General features: G+C 61.2%; 21 protein-coding genes. All 21 read left to right on the top strand.

Features of this window, described 5'->3' with window-relative positions; all coding sequences use genetic code 11:
• Positions 1–256 (top strand): hypothetical protein (locus VHE12_01845; GenBank protein HVZ79525.1); only part of this gene is annotated, 256 nt, incomplete at its 5' end.
• A 146-nt stretch (positions 257–402) separates the two neighbouring features.
• Entirely contained in the window at positions 403–1,206 is an 804-nt protein-coding gene (gene atpB, locus VHE12_01840; protein ID HVZ79524.1) for a F0F1 ATP synthase subunit A, read from the top strand.
• A gap of 92 nt (positions 1,207–1,298) precedes the next feature.
• The gene (atpE, locus tag VHE12_01835; protein HVZ79523.1) at positions 1,299–1,661 is read left to right on the top strand and encodes a F0F1 ATP synthase subunit C; all 363 of its coding nucleotides are present in this window, start codon (positions 1,299–1,301) and stop codon (positions 1,659–1,661) included.
• A 66-nt stretch (positions 1,662–1,727) separates the two neighbouring features.
• A complete protein-coding gene (atpF, locus tag VHE12_01830) occupies positions 1,728–2,216 on the top strand; it encodes a F0F1 ATP synthase subunit B (protein HVZ79522.1) in 489 nt (162 codons plus the stop codon).
• Between the two features lie 8 nt (positions 2,217–2,224).
• Positions 2,225–2,770 carry an ATP synthase F1 subunit delta gene (gene atpH, locus VHE12_01825; GenBank protein HVZ79521.1) on the top strand — a complete coding sequence of 182 codons (546 nt, stop codon included), beginning with the start codon at positions 2,225–2,227 and terminating at the stop codon, positions 2,768–2,770.
• A gap of 94 nt (positions 2,771–2,864) precedes the next feature.
• Positions 2,865–4,370 (top strand): F0F1 ATP synthase subunit alpha, encoded by a 1,506-nt coding sequence (gene atpA, locus VHE12_01820; GenBank protein HVZ79520.1) that lies wholly within the window; start codon positions 2,865–2,867, stop codon positions 4,368–4,370.
• Between the two features lie 97 nt (positions 4,371–4,467).
• On the top strand, positions 4,468–5,334 hold the full coding sequence (atpG, locus tag VHE12_01815; GenBank protein ID HVZ79519.1) for an ATP synthase F1 subunit gamma: 867 nt from the start codon (positions 4,468–4,470) through the stop codon (positions 5,332–5,334).
• Between the two features lie 36 nt (positions 5,335–5,370).
• A complete protein-coding gene (gene atpD, locus VHE12_01810) occupies positions 5,371–6,783 on the top strand; it encodes a F0F1 ATP synthase subunit beta (protein ID HVZ79518.1) in 1,413 nt (470 codons plus the stop codon).
• A 20-nt stretch (positions 6,784–6,803) separates the two neighbouring features.
• Entirely contained in the window at positions 6,804–7,223 is a 420-nt protein-coding gene (atpC, locus tag VHE12_01805; protein HVZ79517.1) for an ATP synthase F1 subunit epsilon, read from the top strand.
• A 28-nt stretch (positions 7,224–7,251) separates the two neighbouring features.
• Positions 7,252–7,572, top strand: coding sequence for a Rieske (2Fe-2S) protein (locus VHE12_01800; protein ID HVZ79516.1), 321 nt, complete (start codon positions 7,252–7,254; stop codon positions 7,570–7,572).
• An 83-nt stretch (positions 7,573–7,655) separates the two neighbouring features.
• Positions 7,656–8,042: a holo-ACP synthase gene (acpS, locus tag VHE12_01795; protein HVZ79515.1), complete on the top strand. Its 387-nt coding sequence runs from the start codon at positions 7,656–7,658 to the stop codon at positions 8,040–8,042.
• A 1-nt stretch (position 8,043) separates the two neighbouring features.
• Positions 8,044–9,567, top strand: coding sequence for a glycosyltransferase family 39 protein (locus VHE12_01790; protein HVZ79514.1), 1,524 nt, complete (start codon positions 8,044–8,046; stop codon positions 9,565–9,567).
• Positions 9,564–11,240 (top strand): NAD(P)H-hydrate dehydratase, encoded by a 1,677-nt coding sequence (locus VHE12_01785; protein HVZ79513.1) that lies wholly within the window; start codon positions 9,564–9,566, stop codon positions 11,238–11,240. Before VHE12_01790 ends, VHE12_01785 begins: the two co-directional genes overlap by 4 nt.
• Positions 11,129–11,797, top strand: a complete 669-nt coding sequence (locus VHE12_01780; GenBank protein ID HVZ79512.1) for a hypothetical protein — start codon at positions 11,129–11,131, stop codon at positions 11,795–11,797. The genes VHE12_01785 and VHE12_01780 overlap by 112 nt, the downstream gene beginning before the upstream one ends.
• Positions 11,798–11,830: 33 nt before the next feature.
• A complete protein-coding gene (locus VHE12_01775; protein HVZ79511.1) occupies positions 11,831–12,412 on the top strand; it encodes a hypothetical protein in 582 nt (193 codons plus the stop codon).
• 49 nt (positions 12,413–12,461) lie between these two features.
• A complete protein-coding gene (locus VHE12_01770; protein HVZ79510.1) occupies positions 12,462–12,812 on the top strand; it encodes a hypothetical protein in 351 nt (116 codons plus the stop codon).
• Entirely contained in the window at positions 12,809–13,669 is an 861-nt protein-coding gene (locus VHE12_01765) for a glycosyltransferase family 2 protein (protein ID HVZ79509.1), read from the top strand. Before VHE12_01770 ends, VHE12_01765 begins: the two co-directional genes overlap by 4 nt.
• A 3-nt stretch (positions 13,670–13,672) precedes the next feature.
• Entirely contained in the window at positions 13,673–15,091 is a 1,419-nt protein-coding gene (locus tag VHE12_01760; GenBank protein HVZ79508.1) for a radical SAM protein, read from the top strand.
• Positions 15,092–15,132: 41 nt separating this feature from the next.
• Complete coding sequence (locus VHE12_01755) at positions 15,133–16,143, top strand: lysylphosphatidylglycerol synthase transmembrane domain-containing protein (protein ID HVZ79507.1); 1,011 nt, start codon at positions 15,133–15,135, stop codon at positions 16,141–16,143.
• A 7-nt stretch (positions 16,144–16,150) separates the two neighbouring features.
• A complete protein-coding gene (locus VHE12_01750) occupies positions 16,151–16,912 on the top strand; it encodes an AAA family ATPase (protein ID HVZ79506.1) in 762 nt (253 codons plus the stop codon).
• Positions 16,905–17,138, top strand: a 234-nt coding sequence (locus VHE12_01745; protein ID HVZ79505.1) for a ParB N-terminal domain-containing protein, incomplete at its 3' end; no start/stop codon positions are given. The genes VHE12_01750 and VHE12_01745, both read left to right, overlap by 8 nt.

The raw sequence follows: 17,138 nt of genomic DNA, 5'->3' as shown, positions 1-17,138 counted from the left end.
GGGGCTTTTTTCCATGCTGTATTACATGGGTTTAAGGGCCTATACCGCCCGTCTCCTAGGCCAGGGCGCCGGGATCGGCGGTCCTTCCTGGGCCTGGACCCTGGGACGCTACGCCGCGGCAGTTGTGGTCCTCGCCTTGTTGGCCAAGGTCTCGGTCCTTTGCTTGTTGGCGGCTTTGGCCGTTCATGCCGGGTCCTTGGGAATCCTATTCTGGACAGGAACGAGGATCCATGACACCGGGAATCACACAGGTTAAGTCCTTTGAAAATTTTCCCCCGTCATTGACCATTGGGGGGCAAATCATTACACTACCCCCCGTTTTCCAGCCGTTTTCCAAAGTTTTTTCGTTAAAGCCGACGCCCTTCCTTCGCCTCCGATAGAAATTTTTCCGAAAGGTCCCCGATGGAGCAGGCCGAAAGTCCGATCTTCATTCCCTTCCACCTTTTCGGCATCGAGAACGGCATCAACGCCCTGACGGTCTCCTGGTTCGTCTCGCTCCTCCTTCTGGTTTCCTTCCTTTATGTGCGCGGCCATCTCAAGGTCGTCCCCACGGGCGTCCAGAATTTCTTCGAACTGGTCGTGGATTTCGTCAATGACCTGGCCGAACCCCTGGTGGGACGCCATGCGGGATTCTTCTTCCCCCTTTTCTTCTATCTTTTCGTTTTCATCTTCTTTTCCAACCTGATGGGGTTGATCCCCGGCTCCATGTCGCCCACCAGCCGGGTGGACGTGAACGTGGGGATGGCCCTGGTGGTCTTTTTCTCCACCCACGTGTGGGGCGTTAAGGAGAAGGGATTGTTGGGATACCTGGCCCATTTCCTTCCGCCCAAGATCGACGTGGACCCCAAGGCGGGGCTGGCCCTGAAGGTCATGATGAAGTCCATCTACATCATCCTTTGCTTCCTGATGCCGGTCCTCCATCTGGTGGGGGAGCTGGTCAAACCGGTCTCCCTCACCATGCGTCTTTTCGGGAACATGATGGGCAAGGAAAAGATCCTGGGCGTCTCCATCATGCTGGTCTTCGCCTTCTGGGGGGACAGCTTCCTTTCCAAGATCTTCGCGGTGGCCCCGGCGCTGCTCCGGATCCTGATCACCGTGCTGGGCGTGTTCGTGTCCTTCATTCAGGCCTTCGTGTTCATGCTGCTGGCCATGGTCTATATCGGCGGGGCGGTCCAAAGCCATGAGGAACACGCCGAAGGGCATTAAGGAAAACGACGTTCCCGCGCAAGCGGGATTCCCCGGGGCTCGCCCCCGCTTGTTCCCGGGGATCCATTAACCGTTTCAACGAAGGAGATGTCATGAAAAAGCCGATGATCTGGATGGGGTTGGTGATGGTGATGATGGCGGCCGGGAGCCTCTGGGCCGCGGAAGGGGCCGTCGCCGCCGGAAAGGCCGCCGACAGTTCGGTCTGGTTCTTCGCGCTCACCGCGTTGGGAGCGGGCCTGGCCATCGGGTTGGGCACGGTCGGGACGGGCGTCGGAATGGGGACCACCGTGGGTAAGGCGCTGGAAGCCATGGCGCGCCAACCGGAGATGGTGGGGACCCTCCAGACCAACATGATCATCGGTCTGGCCTTCATCGAATCCCTGGCCATCTATTCCCTGGCCGTCGCCATGATCCTGTTGTTCGCCAATCCGTTCAAAGGCCTGTTCGTCGGCTGAGACGTCCACCCGGTCCCCGGGCGGCCCAGCAGGCCGCCCGGGCCCTTTAATCCAAAGAAGGTAAGCATGGAATTCAACCTGAACATCTTCCTGATCCAGTTGGCCACCTTCCTGGTGGGCATGACGATCTGCGCCTATATCTTCCTGCCCGTCCTGCGCAAGTGGATGTCGGACCGGCAGAAGCGCATCGAGGACCAGTTGACCACCGCCGAGAAGCGCCAGAAGGAAGCCGAGGCCCTCAAGGCCGAGTTCGAGAAGAAGGTCGCCGAATTGGAGCAGAGCACCGCCGAGATCCTCCAGCGTACACGCAAGGAATCGGCCCAGGCCCGCGACGAGACCGTCCAGGCCGCCCGCAAGGAGGCCGAGGTCATCCTGGCGGAGGCCCGCAAGGCCATCGAAAGCGAGCGCCAGGCCGTGACCGGCGCCCTGCAGAAGGAAGTGGGGGCCCTGGCGGTCTCCATCGCCGAGAAGATCCTGGGCGCTTCCGTTGACGTAAAGGTCCAGGAAAAGCTGGTGAAGGAAGGTGTCCAGGAACTGGGCGCCCGGAAGAACTAAGGAAGAAAATGGAATCGGTCATCGCCGAAAGATACGCCGTGGCCCTCCTGCAGGTGGCCCGCGAACAGAAGGCCGCCGAAGCCGTCGGCGAGGAGATCCGCAGCCTCCGCAGGCTGGTGGAGGAGAACCAGGTCCTGCGCTCCACCCTGGAGCATCCCCGGGTGAAGGCGGCCGAGAAGATCGAGGCCCTGAAGGGCGTCCTGGGCTCCAAGCTCTCCACCACCCTGGAGAATTTCCTGACGCTGCTCATCATGAAGAAAAGGGTCCAACACCTCAGGGCGGTGGCGGACCATTACGAGAGGCTCCTGTTCCAGTCCCAGGGAAAGGCGGCGGCCCGGGTGCTGACCGCCATGCCCCTCTCGGCCGACCAAAAGAAGGCCCTGTCCGATAAGCTCAGCCAGACCTTCAACCTGACCGTCGAGGTCCGGGAAGAGGTGAAGCCCAACCTGATCGGGGGGCTGGTGGTCTACCTGGGGGACCAGCGCATGGATGCCAGCGTGTTGGGCCAGTTGGACCGGGTCAAACAAAGGCTATTGAAGGTGGAGATCGAGTAAGGCGATTTTGAATTTTTAGTTTTGAATTTTTAATTCAAAACGTCGTTCATTCAAAATCAAGAATTAAGAACTCAAAATTGGTCTGGAGGATGGCATGGCGATCCAAGCGGATGAGGTGACCAAGATCCTGAAGTCGCGCATCAAGGACTTCAAGCCCGAGGCCGAAATGGCCGAGGTGGGGGAAGTGCTCAAGGTGGGCGACGGCGTGGCGGTCGTTTACGGCCTCAAGAACGCCATGGCGGGCGAACTCCTGAAGTTCCCCAACGACGTCACCGGCATCGCCTTCAACCTGGAGACCGACGTGGTCGGGGCGGTGCTCATGGGCGAATCCCGGAACGTGCGCGAGGGGGATTCGGTCCACCTGACCGGACGGATCGCGGAGGTCCCCACGGGCAAGGAACTGCTGGGCCGGGTGGTGAGCCCGCTGGGCCTGCCCCTGGACGGCAAGGGGCCGCTCAAGGCCTCCTCCACCCGCCGCCTGGAGATCAAGGCCCCGGGCGTGGTCCAGCGCCAGGGAGTGAAGGAACCCCTCCACACCGGCATCAAGGCCATTGATTGCATGATCCCCATCGGCCGGGGCCAACGGGAACTGATCATCGGTGACCGCCAGACGGGGAAGACCGCCGTGGCCATCGACGCCATCCTGAACCTCAAGGGCAAGGGCGTCGTCTGCGTTTATGTGGCCATCGGCCAGAAACAATCGACCGTCGCCCAAGTGGTGCACACCCTGGAGGAGCGCGGGGCCCTGGATTATTGCATCATCGTCTCCGCCACCGCTGCCGACCCCGCGCCGCTCCAATACCTGGCGCCCTACGCCGGCTGCGCCATGGCCGAAGAATTCACCTATAACGGCGGGCATGCGCTGGTGGTCTATGACGACCTTTCCAAGCAGGCCGTGGCCTACCGCGAACTGTCCCTGTTGCTGCGCCGTCCTCCGGGACGCGAAGCCTACCCGGGCGATGTGTTCTACCTGCATTCCCGTTTGCTGGAGCGCGCCTGCAAGCTCAACGACCAGCTGGGCGGGGGCTCCTTGACCGCCCTTCCCATCATCGAGACCCAGGCCGGTGACGTGACGGCCTACATCCCGACCAACGTCATTTCCATCACCGACGGGCAGATCTTCCTGGAGTCGAACCTTTTTTTCTCGGGCATCCGTCCCGCCATCAACGTGGGGATCTCGGTCTCCCGTGTGGGCGGCAACGCCCAGACCAAGGCCACCAAGAAGGTCGCCGGGAAATTGAAGCTCGACATGGCCCAATACAACGAACTGGCGGCTTTCGCCCAGTTCGGCGCCGAGCTCGACAAGGCCTCCATGGCCCAGCTCAACCGCGGGGCCCGTCTGGTGGAACTGTTGAAACAACCCCAATACGCACCCATGGAAATGGAGGACCAAGTGGCCTCCATCTTCGCCGGGAACAACGGCTTCCTGGATCCGCTGCCCGTGGAGAAGGTCAAGGACTTCGAGACCGGCCTGCTGTCGCACCTGAAGGCCAAGCATCCGGAGGTCCTGAAGGACATCAAGACCAAGGGCGACCTGTCCGAGGACACCAAGACCAAGCTGACGGCGGCGATCGGGGAATTCGCGAAGAACTTTTATTGAAGTCAAAAATAACCACGGAGACACAGGGAAGTCGTTTTTCGGTCGAAGGATTTTAACCGTGCCTCTGTGATTCTGTGGTGAAAAGGGTTTTGGGAAAATGGCGCAGATCAAAGAGATCAAAACACGCATCAAGAGCGTGAAGAACATCGGGCAGATCACCAAAGCCATGAAAATGGTCGCGGCCGCCCGCTTGAAGCGCGCCCAGGAACGCATCTTGGGGGCCCGGCCCTACGCCCAGCGCATGGCGGACGTGATGCGCAACCTCGCCTCCAAGGCGGGGGCGGAGACCCATCCCTTGCTCGCCGTGCGCAAGGAGGGGAAGACCGCCCTTATGATCATCACCGCCGACCGGGGGCTTTGCGGGAGCTTCAATTCGAACGTCCTCCGGCAGGCCTCCGCCTATCTCAAGGAGAACCCGGATACGGTGCTCCTGACCGTGGGCAAGAAGGGGCGCGATTTCTTCAAGCGCCGCAAGTTCAACATCCGCCGGGAGTGGCTGGGGGTCTTTCCCCAGGTCTCGATGGAAAGCGTGCTGGAGATGCGCGATGAGATCCAGACCTTGTTCCTCGCCGAGAAGTTCAAGTCGGTGAAGGTCCTTTACACCGAGTTCAAGAGCGTCCTGGCCCAGAAACCCATGCTGGACACCTTGCTTCCCATCCGGCTGGAAGAGACGGCGGGCGGGGACGAGAAAAAGGACTATACGGGCGGGGATTACGAATACGAACCGGACCTGGAGACCATCATGGAGAAACTGGTCTCCCAATACCTGGCGGTGCAGGTGCGCCGCTATCTTTTGGAGAGCTTCTCATCGGAAATGGGCGCCAAACGCAATGCCATGGAGGCGGCCAGCAAGAACGCCTCCGAGATGATGGCCAAGCTGACACTGGAGTTCAACCGGGCCCGGCAAGCCATGATCACCAAGGAATTGGCCGAGATCGTGGGCGGGGCCGCCGCGCTGCAATAAAGGGACCCTTGGTCCCCGTAAATCACTGGAGGATGTATGGCACAAGCGAACGTTCAGAACGCCACCGGCGAGGTCGTGCAGGTCATCGGTCCTGTGGTGGACGTGAAATTCAGCGAAGGGACCATTCCTTCCATCTATAACGCCCTCAGGATCGACGACGAAAAGGCCGGCCTCCACATCACCCTCGAAGTGGCCCAACACTTGGGCGATCAGGTGGTGCGTGCGGTCGCGATGAGCTCCACCGACGGGCTTCGCCGGGGAATGAAGGTCTCCGACACGGGCGCCCCGATCTCGGTGCCCGTGGGCCGCGAAGCCTTGGGCCGTATCCTCAACGTCCTCGGTGAGCCGGTGGACGAGATGGGCGAGATCAAGGCCAAGAAGCGCTATCCCATCCACCGTCCAGCCCCTCCCCTGGTCGAGCAGTCCACCAAGAAGCAGATCCTGGAGACGGGCATCAAGGTCATCGACCTCTTGGCCCCCTACCAGAAGGGCGGCAAGATCGGCCTTTTCGGTGGCGCCGGCGTCGGCAAGACCGTCGTCATCATGGAACTGATCCGCAACATCGCCACCCAACACGGCGGCTTCTCGGTCTTCTCCGGCGTGGGCGAGCGGACCCGCGAGGGGAACGACCTTTGGGTGGAAATGAAAGGATCGGGCGTCATCGACAAGACCGCCCTGGTCTATGGGCAGATGAACGAGCCCCCCGGCGCCCGCGCCCGTGTCGCCCTGTCGGGCCTTTCCATCGCCGAATATTTCCGTGACGAGGAGAACCAGGATGTGCTCCTCTTCATCGACAACATCTTCCGCTTCACCCAGGCGGGTTCGGAAGTGTCCGCCTTGCTCGGTCGTATGCCTTCGGCCGTGGGTTACCAGCCGACCCTGGCCACCGAGATGGGGGCGCTTCAGGAGCGCATCACCTCCACCCAGAAGGGGTCCATCACCTCGGTGCAGGCCATCTACGTCCCCGCCGACGACCTGACGGACCCGGCGCCGGCCACCTCCTTCTCCCACTTGGACGCCACCACCGTCCTCAACCGCGCTTTGACCGAACTCGGAATCTACCCGGCGGTGGACCCGTTGGATTCCACCTCCCGCATGCTCGATCCCTTGGTCATCGGCGAGGAACACTACACCATCGCCCGCCGGGTCCAGCAGACCCTGCAACGCTACAAGGAACTGCGGGACATCATCGCCATCCTGGGCATCGACGAGCTCTCCGACGACGACAAACAGATCGTCAACCGGGCGCGCCGCATCCAGAAATTCCTTTCCCAGCCCTTCTTCGTGGCGCAGGAATTCACGGGGACCCCGGGCCGCTACGTTCCGCTGGCCGACACGCTCCGGTCCTTCAAAGGCCTGGTCGATGGCCAATACGACCAGATCCCCGAGCAGGCCTTCTACATGGTGGGAAGCATCGATGAAGTGCTGGAAAAGGCCAAAAAACTTTAAACGATCCGCAAAGGCAGGCCATGTCAAAAACCTTGAACTTACAAGTCGTCGCTCCGGACGCTCCTGGTTCCACCGAGGAAGCCACGCTGGTGGTCCTTCCGGGTGAAATGGGGGAGTTCGGGGTGATGGCCGGGCACATGTCGCTCCTCTCCACTTTGAAACCGGGGACCTTGCGGGTCGTCAAGGGCGGACAACGCGACGTTTATTTCGTGGCGGGCGGTTTCGCCGAGGTGAACGCCACCTCCGTCATCGTGCTCGCCGAGGAATATGTCCCCGCTTCCGAGATCGACGTGGAGGAGGCCAGGCGCGTGAAACAGCGTTCGGCCGAGATCCTGGCCGAGAAGAAGGAAGGGACCGACCTCTCCGCGGCCCAGAACGCCTTGGCCCGCGCCGAGGCCCGCTTGAAGACCGCCGAGGAATTCAAGAACCTCAAGAAGTAAACCCATCCAAGCTCTCCCCAGGGGACCTATGCCACCCGAAAAGTCCTCGTTCCATCCGGTCCTCGATGAAAAGCTCCTTTCGGACAACAGCCTGAAGATCGTCAGCCTTCAAGGCCGTCCCGTCGTCGTGGCGAAGCGGGAAGGAAAACTTTACGCTTTCGACAACGAGTGCCCCCATTCCGGTGGGCCCTTGGGGATGGGGACTTTCGTGGGGAACAGCGTGGCCTGCCCGCTCCACCAGTGGACCTTCGACCTGGCCACCGGAGAGCCCACCAAGGGGCCCGGGGCCCGGGTCCGAACCTATGAGATCAAGGCCGAGTCCGGAAAGATCTGGGTCAAGAACGCTTGAGCGGGCCTTCGGGCCCGCCGCGTTGTTTTAAGGCCTCCGGATGTTAGAATGGCCGTGGTGTGATCGTCGTAAAAGGTATGGAAATGATCGTTGGCACGGGTGTGGACCTCATCGAGATCGAACGCGTCAAGTTCGCCCATGAAAAGCATGGGGAGCGGTTCATCGCGCGCCTTTTCACGCCGGCCGAAGCGGCCTATTGCCTCCGCAAAAAGGACCCCTATCCTTCCCTGGCCGGGCGTTTCGCCGCCAAAGAAGCCGTCATCAAAGCCTTCAGCCATGGCTTCGGGGGCCGCTGGAAATGGACCCAGATCGAGGTGGTGCGTGAGATGAGCGGCAAGCCTTCCCTGAAATTCACGGGCATCATGGAACAGCTCCGGGTGGAACGCGGTATCGACCGGATCCATTTGACCATCGCCCACAGCAAACGGGACGCCACCGCCTCGGTCCTTTTCGAAGCGACGGGGAAATAACATGGCCCGTTCCAAACCCTATGTGCCCCGGGAGTTCTCCAGCCGCCAATGGGTTTGGTTCCTTTTGGGCCTCGGCCTGGTGCTGCGGATCCCCCTGCTGAAGTTGGCCACCGCGGAAACCACCGATGGCGTCCTTTGCCTTTCTTATTTCTCGTCCGGTTTTGCCCCGGGCGAGCGATTCGTGCTTTTCCCGGGTTATCCCTTCCTGCTGGCCCTGGGACAAAGGATCGGGATCGAGGGATGGCTCTGGGGCCGTATCTTGTCGAGCCTGTCCAGCCTCCTTTTGCTCGTGCCCTTGTGGAATTTTGCCAGGCGTTGGATGTCCCTGGAGATGACCGGGGTCGTCTGCGCCATGACCCTTCTTTCCCCCCTGCTTTGGTTCTGGTCGGTGAAGGTCATGCCCGATGTCCTTTTTCTTTTCCTTTTTTGGATGGGGATCGAAAGATTGGCCGCGGCCTACGCGGACCGGTCCGCCACCGCTTGGTGGTGGGGAACGGCGGCGGCGGCGCTTTCGGCCTGCACGCGGCCGGAAGGGTTCCTGTTGATCCCTTGGGTCGTCCTGACGGCGGAAAGGGTCGGGAAGGAGGGAGGTCCTTGGAGACGGTTGGCCGAGATGCTCCTTTGGGCGGGACCTCTCTGGCTCCTGAAACCCAAATTCTTCACCATCCTGGACGCTTACCGGGAAGGCCTGGGGGTGGGCCAGTCCGGGCCCTCCGGCCAGATACGCTTCCTCAACGTGGTCGAGCATTTCTATGCCTATCTTTCCCAACCGGTCTATGTCTTCACGCCGCTGGTCTATTGGTTCGCCATCCTGGGGTTGGGGAACATGAGCCGCCGCAACGACGCCCAAGGCGAAGCCTTCCGGAAGGTCATCCTCCAGGTCTTCGCCCTGCTCTTCCTGACCCGTCTTTTCCCTTCGGCCTACCAGGACCGTTACCTGATGCCTTTCCTTCCCCTGGTGTTGGTGGCCGCCGGGGTCCATCTGGAGAATTTCTTCGACCATTGGAAGGCGCCGGGCAAACCCATCCAGAACCTCTTTTGGAAGAACGGGATCCTGGCCTTCTGCCTGGGATGGACGGCCCTCTATAGTTCGGCGGCCCTGATCTCCCAAAGCGATTCCTTCGGCGACGTGAAACGCGCCTCGGAATTCTTGAGGACCTTGCCGAAGGACGCGGTCATCCAGTCCGATGAGGTGCCTAAGACCTCCTTCTGGTCCGGGCGTCAGGTCGTCCGCATGTCCTATTTGACGGAGAACTCGCCCTTCCAACCCTCGATCGGGGATTACGTGGTCCTGCACAGCGTTTATACCCCCCGCCTGGGGTTCGTGGACCAGAACATGAGGGATCGGTTCGGGGCGGTGCTCATCCACCGGGACGATTCCATGGTGGTGCCCCTGCTCACGGACCTGATGGAGGACCAAAAACTGCAGAACCGGGTCGGAGCCACGGCTTTCCGTTTCGAACCCCAGTTCTTCACCACCCTGGTCTACCGGGTGGACGGTAAAAAGCGGGGCCCGAAGAAATGAAACTCGGTACCGCCGCGGACATGAAGAGGATCGACGAATCGGCCGTGAAGGACCGGGGCTTGACCATCCCCCTCCTGATGGAGCGGGCCGGAGAAGCGGTGGTCAGGACCCTCCGGGAGAGATACGGGGACCCGAAGGCCCTGACCATCGGGGTCCTTTGCGGCCGGGGCCATAACGGTGGGGATGGATTGGTGGCCGCTCGATTGCTCAAGCAAGCGAAGGCCAGCGTGGTGGCGGTCCTGTTGGGCGGGCCGGAGGACCTCGCGGCGGCGACCTTGGGGCAATATGAAAAGGCCAAGGCCGCCAAGGTCCCCATTCTCCCCCTGACCCAGGCCGAACAGATGCAGGCGGTCCAATGGGCCCTGGAGGAATGCGATCTGTTCCTCGACGCCCTTTACGGAACGGGACTGTCCCGGCCCTTGGAGGGTTTGGCCCGCGACCTGGTCCGTCATGTGAAGACCCTGGGCCGGCCCGTCGTGGCGGTGGATATCCCTTCCGGACTTTCCGCGGACACGGGTGCCCCCCTGGGGGAGGTCCTGCCGGCCCGTCAGACCGTGACCTTCGGTTTGAGGAAGGTCGGGTTCCATACGCCGCTCGCCGCTTCCTTCACCGGCGAGGTGGTCCTGGACGACCTGGGGTTCCCGCCGGACCTTTTGACCTCGGCCTCCTTGAAGAACGAACTGACCGAACCGTCGATGGTCCGGGCCTCCCTGCCTCAATACGACGAGAACACCCATAAGGGAACGAGGGGAAGGGTCCTGGTGGTCGCCGGGGCGACCGGCCTCACGGGCGCCGCCACCCTTTGCGCCTACGGCGCGCAGCGGATCGGGGCCGGGCTGGTGACCGTGGCTTGTCCGCAGAGCCTTATCCCCATCTTGGGCGCCAAATTGACCGAACCCATGTCCGCTCCCGTGCCCGAGGTGGAGGGCGGCTTCCTCTCCGTCAGGGCCTCGGGACGGATCCTTTACCTGGCCGCCAACGTGAATTCGGTGGTCATCGGCCCCGGCATCGGGCGACATCGGGAAACGGGCCTTCTGGTCCGGGAGATCCTCACCAAGCTCACCGTCCCCATGGTGGTGGACGCCGACGCCCTCTACCTGTTGGGGGGACAGATGGATGTTTTCAAGGCGGCCCGGGCCCCGGTGGTGATCACGCCCCATCCAGGGGAAGCGGCTTGGCTCTTGAAGACCCATATCGGCGAGGTGGAGTCCAACCGTGTTGGAATTGCGAAGAAAATTGCCGAAAGCTATAATGTCGTCGTTGTTTTGAAGGGCCGCTTCACCGTGATCGCGTCCCCCCAAGGCGAGGTCCGGATCAATCCCACGGGGAACCGGGGCCTGGCCACCGGTGGGACGGGCGATGTGCTGGCGGGGATCATCGGGGGACTGCTGGCCCAAAGACTGTCTCCCTTTGACGCCGCCTCCACCGGGGCCTATCTTCATGGTCTCGCCGGGGAGAAGGCCAGCCGGAGGCTGGGGCCGGACGGGCTACTGGCGGGGGATCTCCTTCCGGTCCTCCCGCGATTGCTTCGACAGTTAAGGGAAACAACCCAGGAGACCCCGTGGCCGCCATCGACGAGCTTCAAAACCAATGGGAAGCCTTCCTCAAGCTCCTCCAAGTCCGGGAACCCAAGCTCCACGACCACGTCAAGGAAGCGCGCCCCAAGGAAATAACCAAATACAACCTGGTGGTCCTGGCCCGGACCGCCGACGACCTCAGGGAAATCGAGGTTGGCCTCAAGGTTTATCATGATAAGATAGCCGAGTTCACCCCGATGATCTTCGGGGACTCCAAGGGCATCAAGACCGAGCTGGCGTCGGAGGCCGAATGGAATGCGGCGGCCCCTAAAACGGTTTCCGCTCCGGTGGCCGCGGCGGGCCCCGTCATCACGATGGGGGCGGACCAGAACGAACTCCTGAAGGTCCTGGAGAGCTCCATCCGGCAGAAGCTGGAAACGGAGATCCGGGCGGCCCTCCAGGCCGAGACGGCCTCACCGGAGGCCCAGACCCAGGCCCTTCAAAAGTTGAAGGATGACCTCGAGCAGGAAGAGGAGAACCGCCGGCTGGCAGTGCGCATGGCCCTGGTGGCGGAGGGCGACAAGATCCTCACCCAACTGGTCATGGCCTGGCAACAGGCCAAGCAGACGGGGGAGGGGGGCGCCCCTTGGGCCGAGGTCAAGCAACGGCTCCTGGAGCTCCTGGACGCGACAGTACAGTTGACGCACTCTTGACCCCTTGCCGGGGTCCATTGGAAAGGAACCATCATGCATGACCATCCGACGGGGGCGGCCCTCGGGTTCATCCTCCTGACCTTCCTCACTTCCACCGTCACCTTCGGGGTGGTGGTCTTCGGGATCATCCTGCGCCGCAAGATCCTGCTCTGGAACGACCAATGGAAGGAACAGATCGAGGCATCGGGCACGACGATCGTGGACTTCGCCGAGGACCTGGAAAGGACCTTCGAGAAGATCCGCTACACTTTCCGCCTCCTGGGTTTCTTCGTGGCGCTGGTGGTCGGCTTGATGGGTTACATCATCTACCTGGGGCTCCAGGACAAACCGCTCCTGGGTTATCCCCAGGTGCAGAACAGTCTTTGGCTGCTTCTTCTGGTGCTTTTATCCGCCCTTCTTCCCGCCTTCATCAATTTCGGCGTGGGGACCTACCTGACCGAGACCATGTTGTTGAAGGCCAATGCCTTCGCCTTCCAGGAGGCCCGGGAGGATTACCGGGAGAAGAAGGTCAAGCGCCAGATGATGGACAAGGCCAAGGAACTCAAGGCCAAGCGGGAAGCCGCCCGCGTGGCCGCCGCAGCCCCGCCGGCCGAGGCCAATCCCGCCGGCAAATAAGCCGGAAGGATCCTTCCGACATTTTTCCTTTTTTCCCCCAGGGGGTCCCATGCGCTTCCTTCTTTTGACCCTGTTGATCCTCTCCACTGGTTGCGCGTCCATCGGCATCCAGGACCCCACCCTGCAGATCAAGCTTTCGCCCCTCCCCTTGAAACGGGGCAAGCCCGCCTTGGCCGAGGTCTCCGCGCCCATGGACGCCCAAAAGGTCGTCGGGACGGTCCTGGTCATGGGGAGCCCGGAGCTCAATTTCCGCAAGGATAGCGACAAGGGGATCTGGTACTTCTACGGCACGATCCCTTTTTCCCCCTGGGTCCAGCCGGGCCATTACAAGGTGCGGGTGATGGTCTATTCGGACCACGAGAAGCCCCACTACGCCGAGACGGAAGCGGACCTCCAATGAAGGCCGAACCTGTCAGCGTCCTGATCCCCGCGTTCAACGAGGAAAAAGGCGTGGCCGCGGTGGTGGCGAGGGTCCGGTCCACCCTGCAGAAGGCCCGTATCCCCCATGAGATCATCGTCATCGACGACGGGAGCCGGGACGCCACGGCGAAAAGGGCCCGAGAGGCGAAAGCCTCCGTCGTTTCCATGGGCGAGAACCGGGGCTATGGGGCGTCCCTCAAGGCCGGGATGCGCCAGGCCCGCTATCCCCTCATCGCCATGCTGGACGCCGACGGGACCTACCCCGCCGAGGAACTGCCGGAGCTGATCCGCATGGCCGGGAACTGCGACATGGCGGTGGGGGCCCGCACCAAACCCAACGCGGCGATCCCCACCTTGCGGCGTTTCCCCAAATGGCTGCTCGGGAAATGGGCCAATTACCTGGCGGACCGGAGGATCCCGGACCTGAATTCGGGCCTTCGGGTGTTCCGCCGGCCCATCGCGGCCCGTTACGAGGGCCTTTTCCCCAATGGCTTTTCATTTACCACGACCATTACCCTGGCCCTGGAATGCCACGGCTACATCGTCAAGTACCATCCCATCCATTATGCCCCCCGGGTGGGGGACTCCAAGATCCGTCCCTTCCGCGACACGCTGAATTTCTTCTCCCTGGTGCTCCGGGTCGTGATGTATTTCAAGCCCTTGAAGATATTCATACCCCTAAGCGGTATCATTGCCTTAGGGGGAGCGGCCTCGGCGGTCCTTTCCCGGATGAACGGCCAGACCGTGACGGGGACCACGCTTTTCCTCTTCGTGGCGGCCATCCAAGTGGCGGCCTTGGGGCTCTTGGCCGATCTACTGGTGAAAAGAGGGCGCTGACCCATGAAGGTCCTGCTGATCAATCCTCCTTCCGAACATATGATCACCACCAACATCCCGTCCCTGGTGGACGAGGAGCGCGGCTATAACCCGCCCCTCGGCCTCCTTTATGTGGCGGGTTACGCCAAGGCCAAGACCCCCCATGAGATCCACGTGCTGGACTGCCAGGTGGAGGAAGTTTCCCAGGAGGAGGTCGAGGACCGTATCCGCGCCATCGCCCCGGACGTGGTGGGGATCCAGACCTTGACCTTCACCGTCATCGACGCGCGCATGGTGGCCCATGCCGCCAAGCGGGCCAACCCCAAGAGCTGGGTGGTCCTGGGGGGGCCCCATGTGCATATTTTTGCCCGCGAAACGCTGGCCATGCCGGAAGTCGATTTCGCCATCAAGGGCGAGGGCGAGATGGCCTTCACCCAACTCCTAGGCGCCCTAGAAGGCGCCATGCCGCTGGACAAGGTCTATGGCCTGGCTTACCGGGACCCTATCTCCGGGACCATCAAGGACAATCCGCCGGCGCCGCCCGTCGAGGACCTGGACTCGCTCCCTTACCCGGCCCGGGAATTGACCCCGGTCAACAAGTACTATTCGATCCTGGCCAAGCACAATCCCATTACCACCATGTTCACCAGCCGGGGATGCCCCTATCGCTGCCTCTTCTGCGACCGGCCCACCATGGGCCGGCGGTTCCGCAGCCACTCGGCCACCTGCGTGGTCAACGAGATGGAAGCCTGCGTGAAGCTGGGGATCCGGGAATTCTTCATCTACGACGACACCTTCAATGTGAACCGCAAACGGGTCTTCGAGATCTGCGGGGAGATCAAGAAGCGCAAGCTCAACATCGCGTTCGATATCCGGGCCCGGGCCGACCGGATGGACGAGGAAATGCTCCAGGAACTGGCCAGTGCCGGTTGCGACCGTATCCATTACGGGGTGGAGTCGGGCAACGAGGAAGTGTTGGAAACGCTGCTCAAGGACCTGGACCTGGACCACGTGCGCAAGATGTTCAAGGCGACACGGGCCCACGGCATGAAGACGCTGGCCTACTTCATGATCGGGAACCCGGGCGAGACCCGGGAGATGGCCCTGAAGACCATCCAATTCGCCAAGGAACTGGACCCGGACTTCGTCCATTTCTCCGTGCTGACACCTTTTCCGGCGACGGCGATCTATTACAAGGCGTTGGAGGAAGGACGTTACGAAGAGGACTATTGGGCCGAGTTCGCCAAGAATCCCACGCCGGACTTCAAACCCAAGCTTTGGGAAGAGCACATGAAACGCGATGAGCTGATCGACCTGTTGAAATACGCCTACAAGTCCTTCTACCTGCGCCCCAAGATGGTCTTCAAGAATGTGGCGGCGACCCATTCCCCGGTGGATTTTTTGCGCAAAGCCCGCACCGGTTTGAAGATGCTTCGCATATAATCCCCCCTATTCGTTCCATCCGCCGTTCCCAGGACTGAAACTTGCTCAAGAAGTACCTGCCCATCGTCATTGGTATCCTCCTTTTCGCCGTGATCGTCCGCAAGATCGACCTTTCGGATACCCTGGCCATCCTGTCCCATTCCAATTGGTGGCTCCTCCTGGCGGCCCTCCTGGCCTTCGTGGCCATGACCTATGTGAAGGGGATCCGATGGAGCTATCTTTTGAAGATGCAGAAGGAGTCCTACCCGGTCTGGGACTGTTTCCTTATCTATATGGGGACCCTCTACCTGGGGAACATCACTCCGGGGCGGGTGGGGGACTTTGCGAAGGTCTTTTATCTGAAGAAGGACCTGAGGATGGGGTTGGGGAAGGGCCTATCCAGCGTGCTGGTGGACCGGGTCTTCGATCTTTATCTTTTGCTGATCCTGGGTGGAGTGGGCCTTTTGGTGAACCCCATGCCGGTCGATCCGGGCGCCCAGGAACTGGTCTTGGCGGTGAAGATCTTTTTCGTGGCCCTCATCGCCGTTTCGTTGTTGGCTTTCAACCAAAGGATCGGCGGTCTTCTGCTGAAAGCGGCGTTCCAACGCCTGATGAAACAGGAGCACCGGGACAAGACCGATAAGTTGTTCGAGGAGTTCCATTCGGGGATGGCGGCTTTCTATCGCCCGGCCCTCCTTTATCCCGCCCTTCTCTCCCTCGTTTCCTATTGCTTCTTTTTCTGGGGATGCTTCCTGATCGCCCAGGCCATCCAGCTCCCGATCAACCTCTTTTACCTTTCCTTCACCGTTTCGGTCGTCAATATCGTCTCCCTGATGACCTTCCTGGGGATGGGGACCCGGGAACTCGCCCTGCTCCTTCTTTTCGGCCTTATCAACCTGTCGAACACGCAGGCCATGGCCTATGACGTCATGTTGACCTTGATCGGCCTGATCCTTTTCAGTCTCCTGGGACTTGTTTGTTTCACCCTCAAGCCCATCGACCTCGGGCAGCTGCGGGGGGATCGGGCCCCGAAAAAGCGGGCCCCGGCCCGGAAGAAAACAACGAAAAAATAGGTCCTGCATGGCCCGTATCATCTGCATCACCAACCAAAAAGGCGGGGTCGGCAAGACCACCACGACGGTCAACCTTTCCGCCTGCCTGGCGGCCATCGAGAAGAAGACCCTTCTGGTCGATATGGATCCCCAAGGCAATTCCACCAGCGGGGTGGGGTTGGACAAGAACGAGTGCGACCCGAACATCTACCAGGTCCTGATGGGGGACGCCGACATCCTGCAGGCCATCCGGGGGACGGACCTGAAGAAGCTTTTTTGCGTGCCTTCCAACAGCAACCTGACCGGGGCCGAAGTGGAGCTGGTGTCGCTCGAGGACCGGGAAACTCGCCTGAAAAAGGCCCTTGCGGCGATCGAGCGGGATTTCGACTATATCCTTATCGACTGTCCGCCTTCCCTGGGTTTCCTGACCTTGAACGCTCTCACCGCCGCCCATTCGGTGCTGGTCCCGGTGCAAAGCGAGTATTACGCCCTAGAGGGCCTCAGTTCCCTCATGGGGACGGTGGAACTGGTGCGGGAGAGCCTGAACCCCAAGCTCGAGATCGAGGGGGCGCTGCTGACCATGTTCGACAACCGGACCAAACTGTCGAGCCAGGTGGCGGAGGAAGTGCGTAAATTCTTCGGGGAGAAGGTATACAATACGGTCATTCCCCGGAACATCCAACTCTCCGAATCGCCATCCTTCGGGAAACCCATCATCCTCTACGACATCCGCTCCAGCGGCGCGCAAGCCTATCTCAATCTGACCAAGGAGATCGTGAACCATGGCTAAGAAAGCCCTCGGACGTGGATTGGAAGCCCTCATCCCCAAGCGGGCCGTGGAGGAAAAGAAGGGCGCCGCCCAGCAGGTCCCCCTCTCCAAGCTCAAGCCCAATCCCTTCCAGCCCCGCAAGGTCTTCAAGGCCGAGGACCTGCAGGAACTGGTCCATTCGGTGAAGGAACGCGGGATCCTCCAGCCCATCGTAGTGCGCAAGAAGGGGGACCTTTGGGAGATCATC

The organism is bacterium, assembly GCA_035549195.1.
In the GTDB taxonomy this organism is placed as follows: domain Bacteria; phylum Oederibacteriota; class Muellerivitia; order Muellerivitales; family Muellerivitaceae; genus DASZRK01.
The sequence above is the reverse complement of the archived record's forward strand: the minus strand, read 5'-3'. Positions and strand labels throughout refer to the sequence as shown.

Coding starts and splice junctions, on each gene's coding strand:
- atpB (HVZ79524.1), top strand. CDS start 403: ATGGAGCAGGCCGAAAGTCCGATCTTCATTCCCTTCCACCTTTTCGGC.
- atpE (HVZ79523.1), top strand. CDS start 1,299: ATGAAAAAGCCGATGATCTGGATGGGGTTGGTGATGGTGATGATGGCG.
- atpF (HVZ79522.1), top strand. CDS start 1,728: ATGGAATTCAACCTGAACATCTTCCTGATCCAGTTGGCCACCTTCCTG.
- atpH (HVZ79521.1), top strand. CDS start 2,225: ATGGAATCGGTCATCGCCGAAAGATACGCCGTGGCCCTCCTGCAGGTG.
- atpA (HVZ79520.1), top strand. CDS start 2,865: ATGGCGATCCAAGCGGATGAGGTGACCAAGATCCTGAAGTCGCGCATC.
- atpG (HVZ79519.1), top strand. CDS start 4,468: ATGGCGCAGATCAAAGAGATCAAAACACGCATCAAGAGCGTGAAGAAC.
- atpD (HVZ79518.1), top strand. CDS start 5,371: ATGGCACAAGCGAACGTTCAGAACGCCACCGGCGAGGTCGTGCAGGTC.
- atpC (HVZ79517.1), top strand. CDS start 6,804: ATGTCAAAAACCTTGAACTTACAAGTCGTCGCTCCGGACGCTCCTGGT.
- VHE12_01800 (HVZ79516.1), top strand. CDS start 7,252: ATGCCACCCGAAAAGTCCTCGTTCCATCCGGTCCTCGATGAAAAGCTC.
- acpS (HVZ79515.1), top strand. CDS start 7,656: ATGATCGTTGGCACGGGTGTGGACCTCATCGAGATCGAACGCGTCAAG.
- VHE12_01790 (HVZ79514.1), top strand. CDS start 8,044: ATGGCCCGTTCCAAACCCTATGTGCCCCGGGAGTTCTCCAGCCGCCAA.
- VHE12_01785 (HVZ79513.1), top strand. CDS start 9,564: ATGAAACTCGGTACCGCCGCGGACATGAAGAGGATCGACGAATCGGCC.
- VHE12_01775 (HVZ79511.1), top strand. CDS start 11,831: ATGCATGACCATCCGACGGGGGCGGCCCTCGGGTTCATCCTCCTGACC.
- VHE12_01770 (HVZ79510.1), top strand. CDS start 12,462: ATGCGCTTCCTTCTTTTGACCCTGTTGATCCTCTCCACTGGTTGCGCG.
- VHE12_01765 (HVZ79509.1), top strand. CDS start 12,809: ATGAAGGCCGAACCTGTCAGCGTCCTGATCCCCGCGTTCAACGAGGAA.
- VHE12_01760 (HVZ79508.1), top strand. CDS start 13,673: ATGAAGGTCCTGCTGATCAATCCTCCTTCCGAACATATGATCACCACC.
- VHE12_01750 (HVZ79506.1), top strand. CDS start 16,151: ATGGCCCGTATCATCTGCATCACCAACCAAAAAGGCGGGGTCGGCAAG.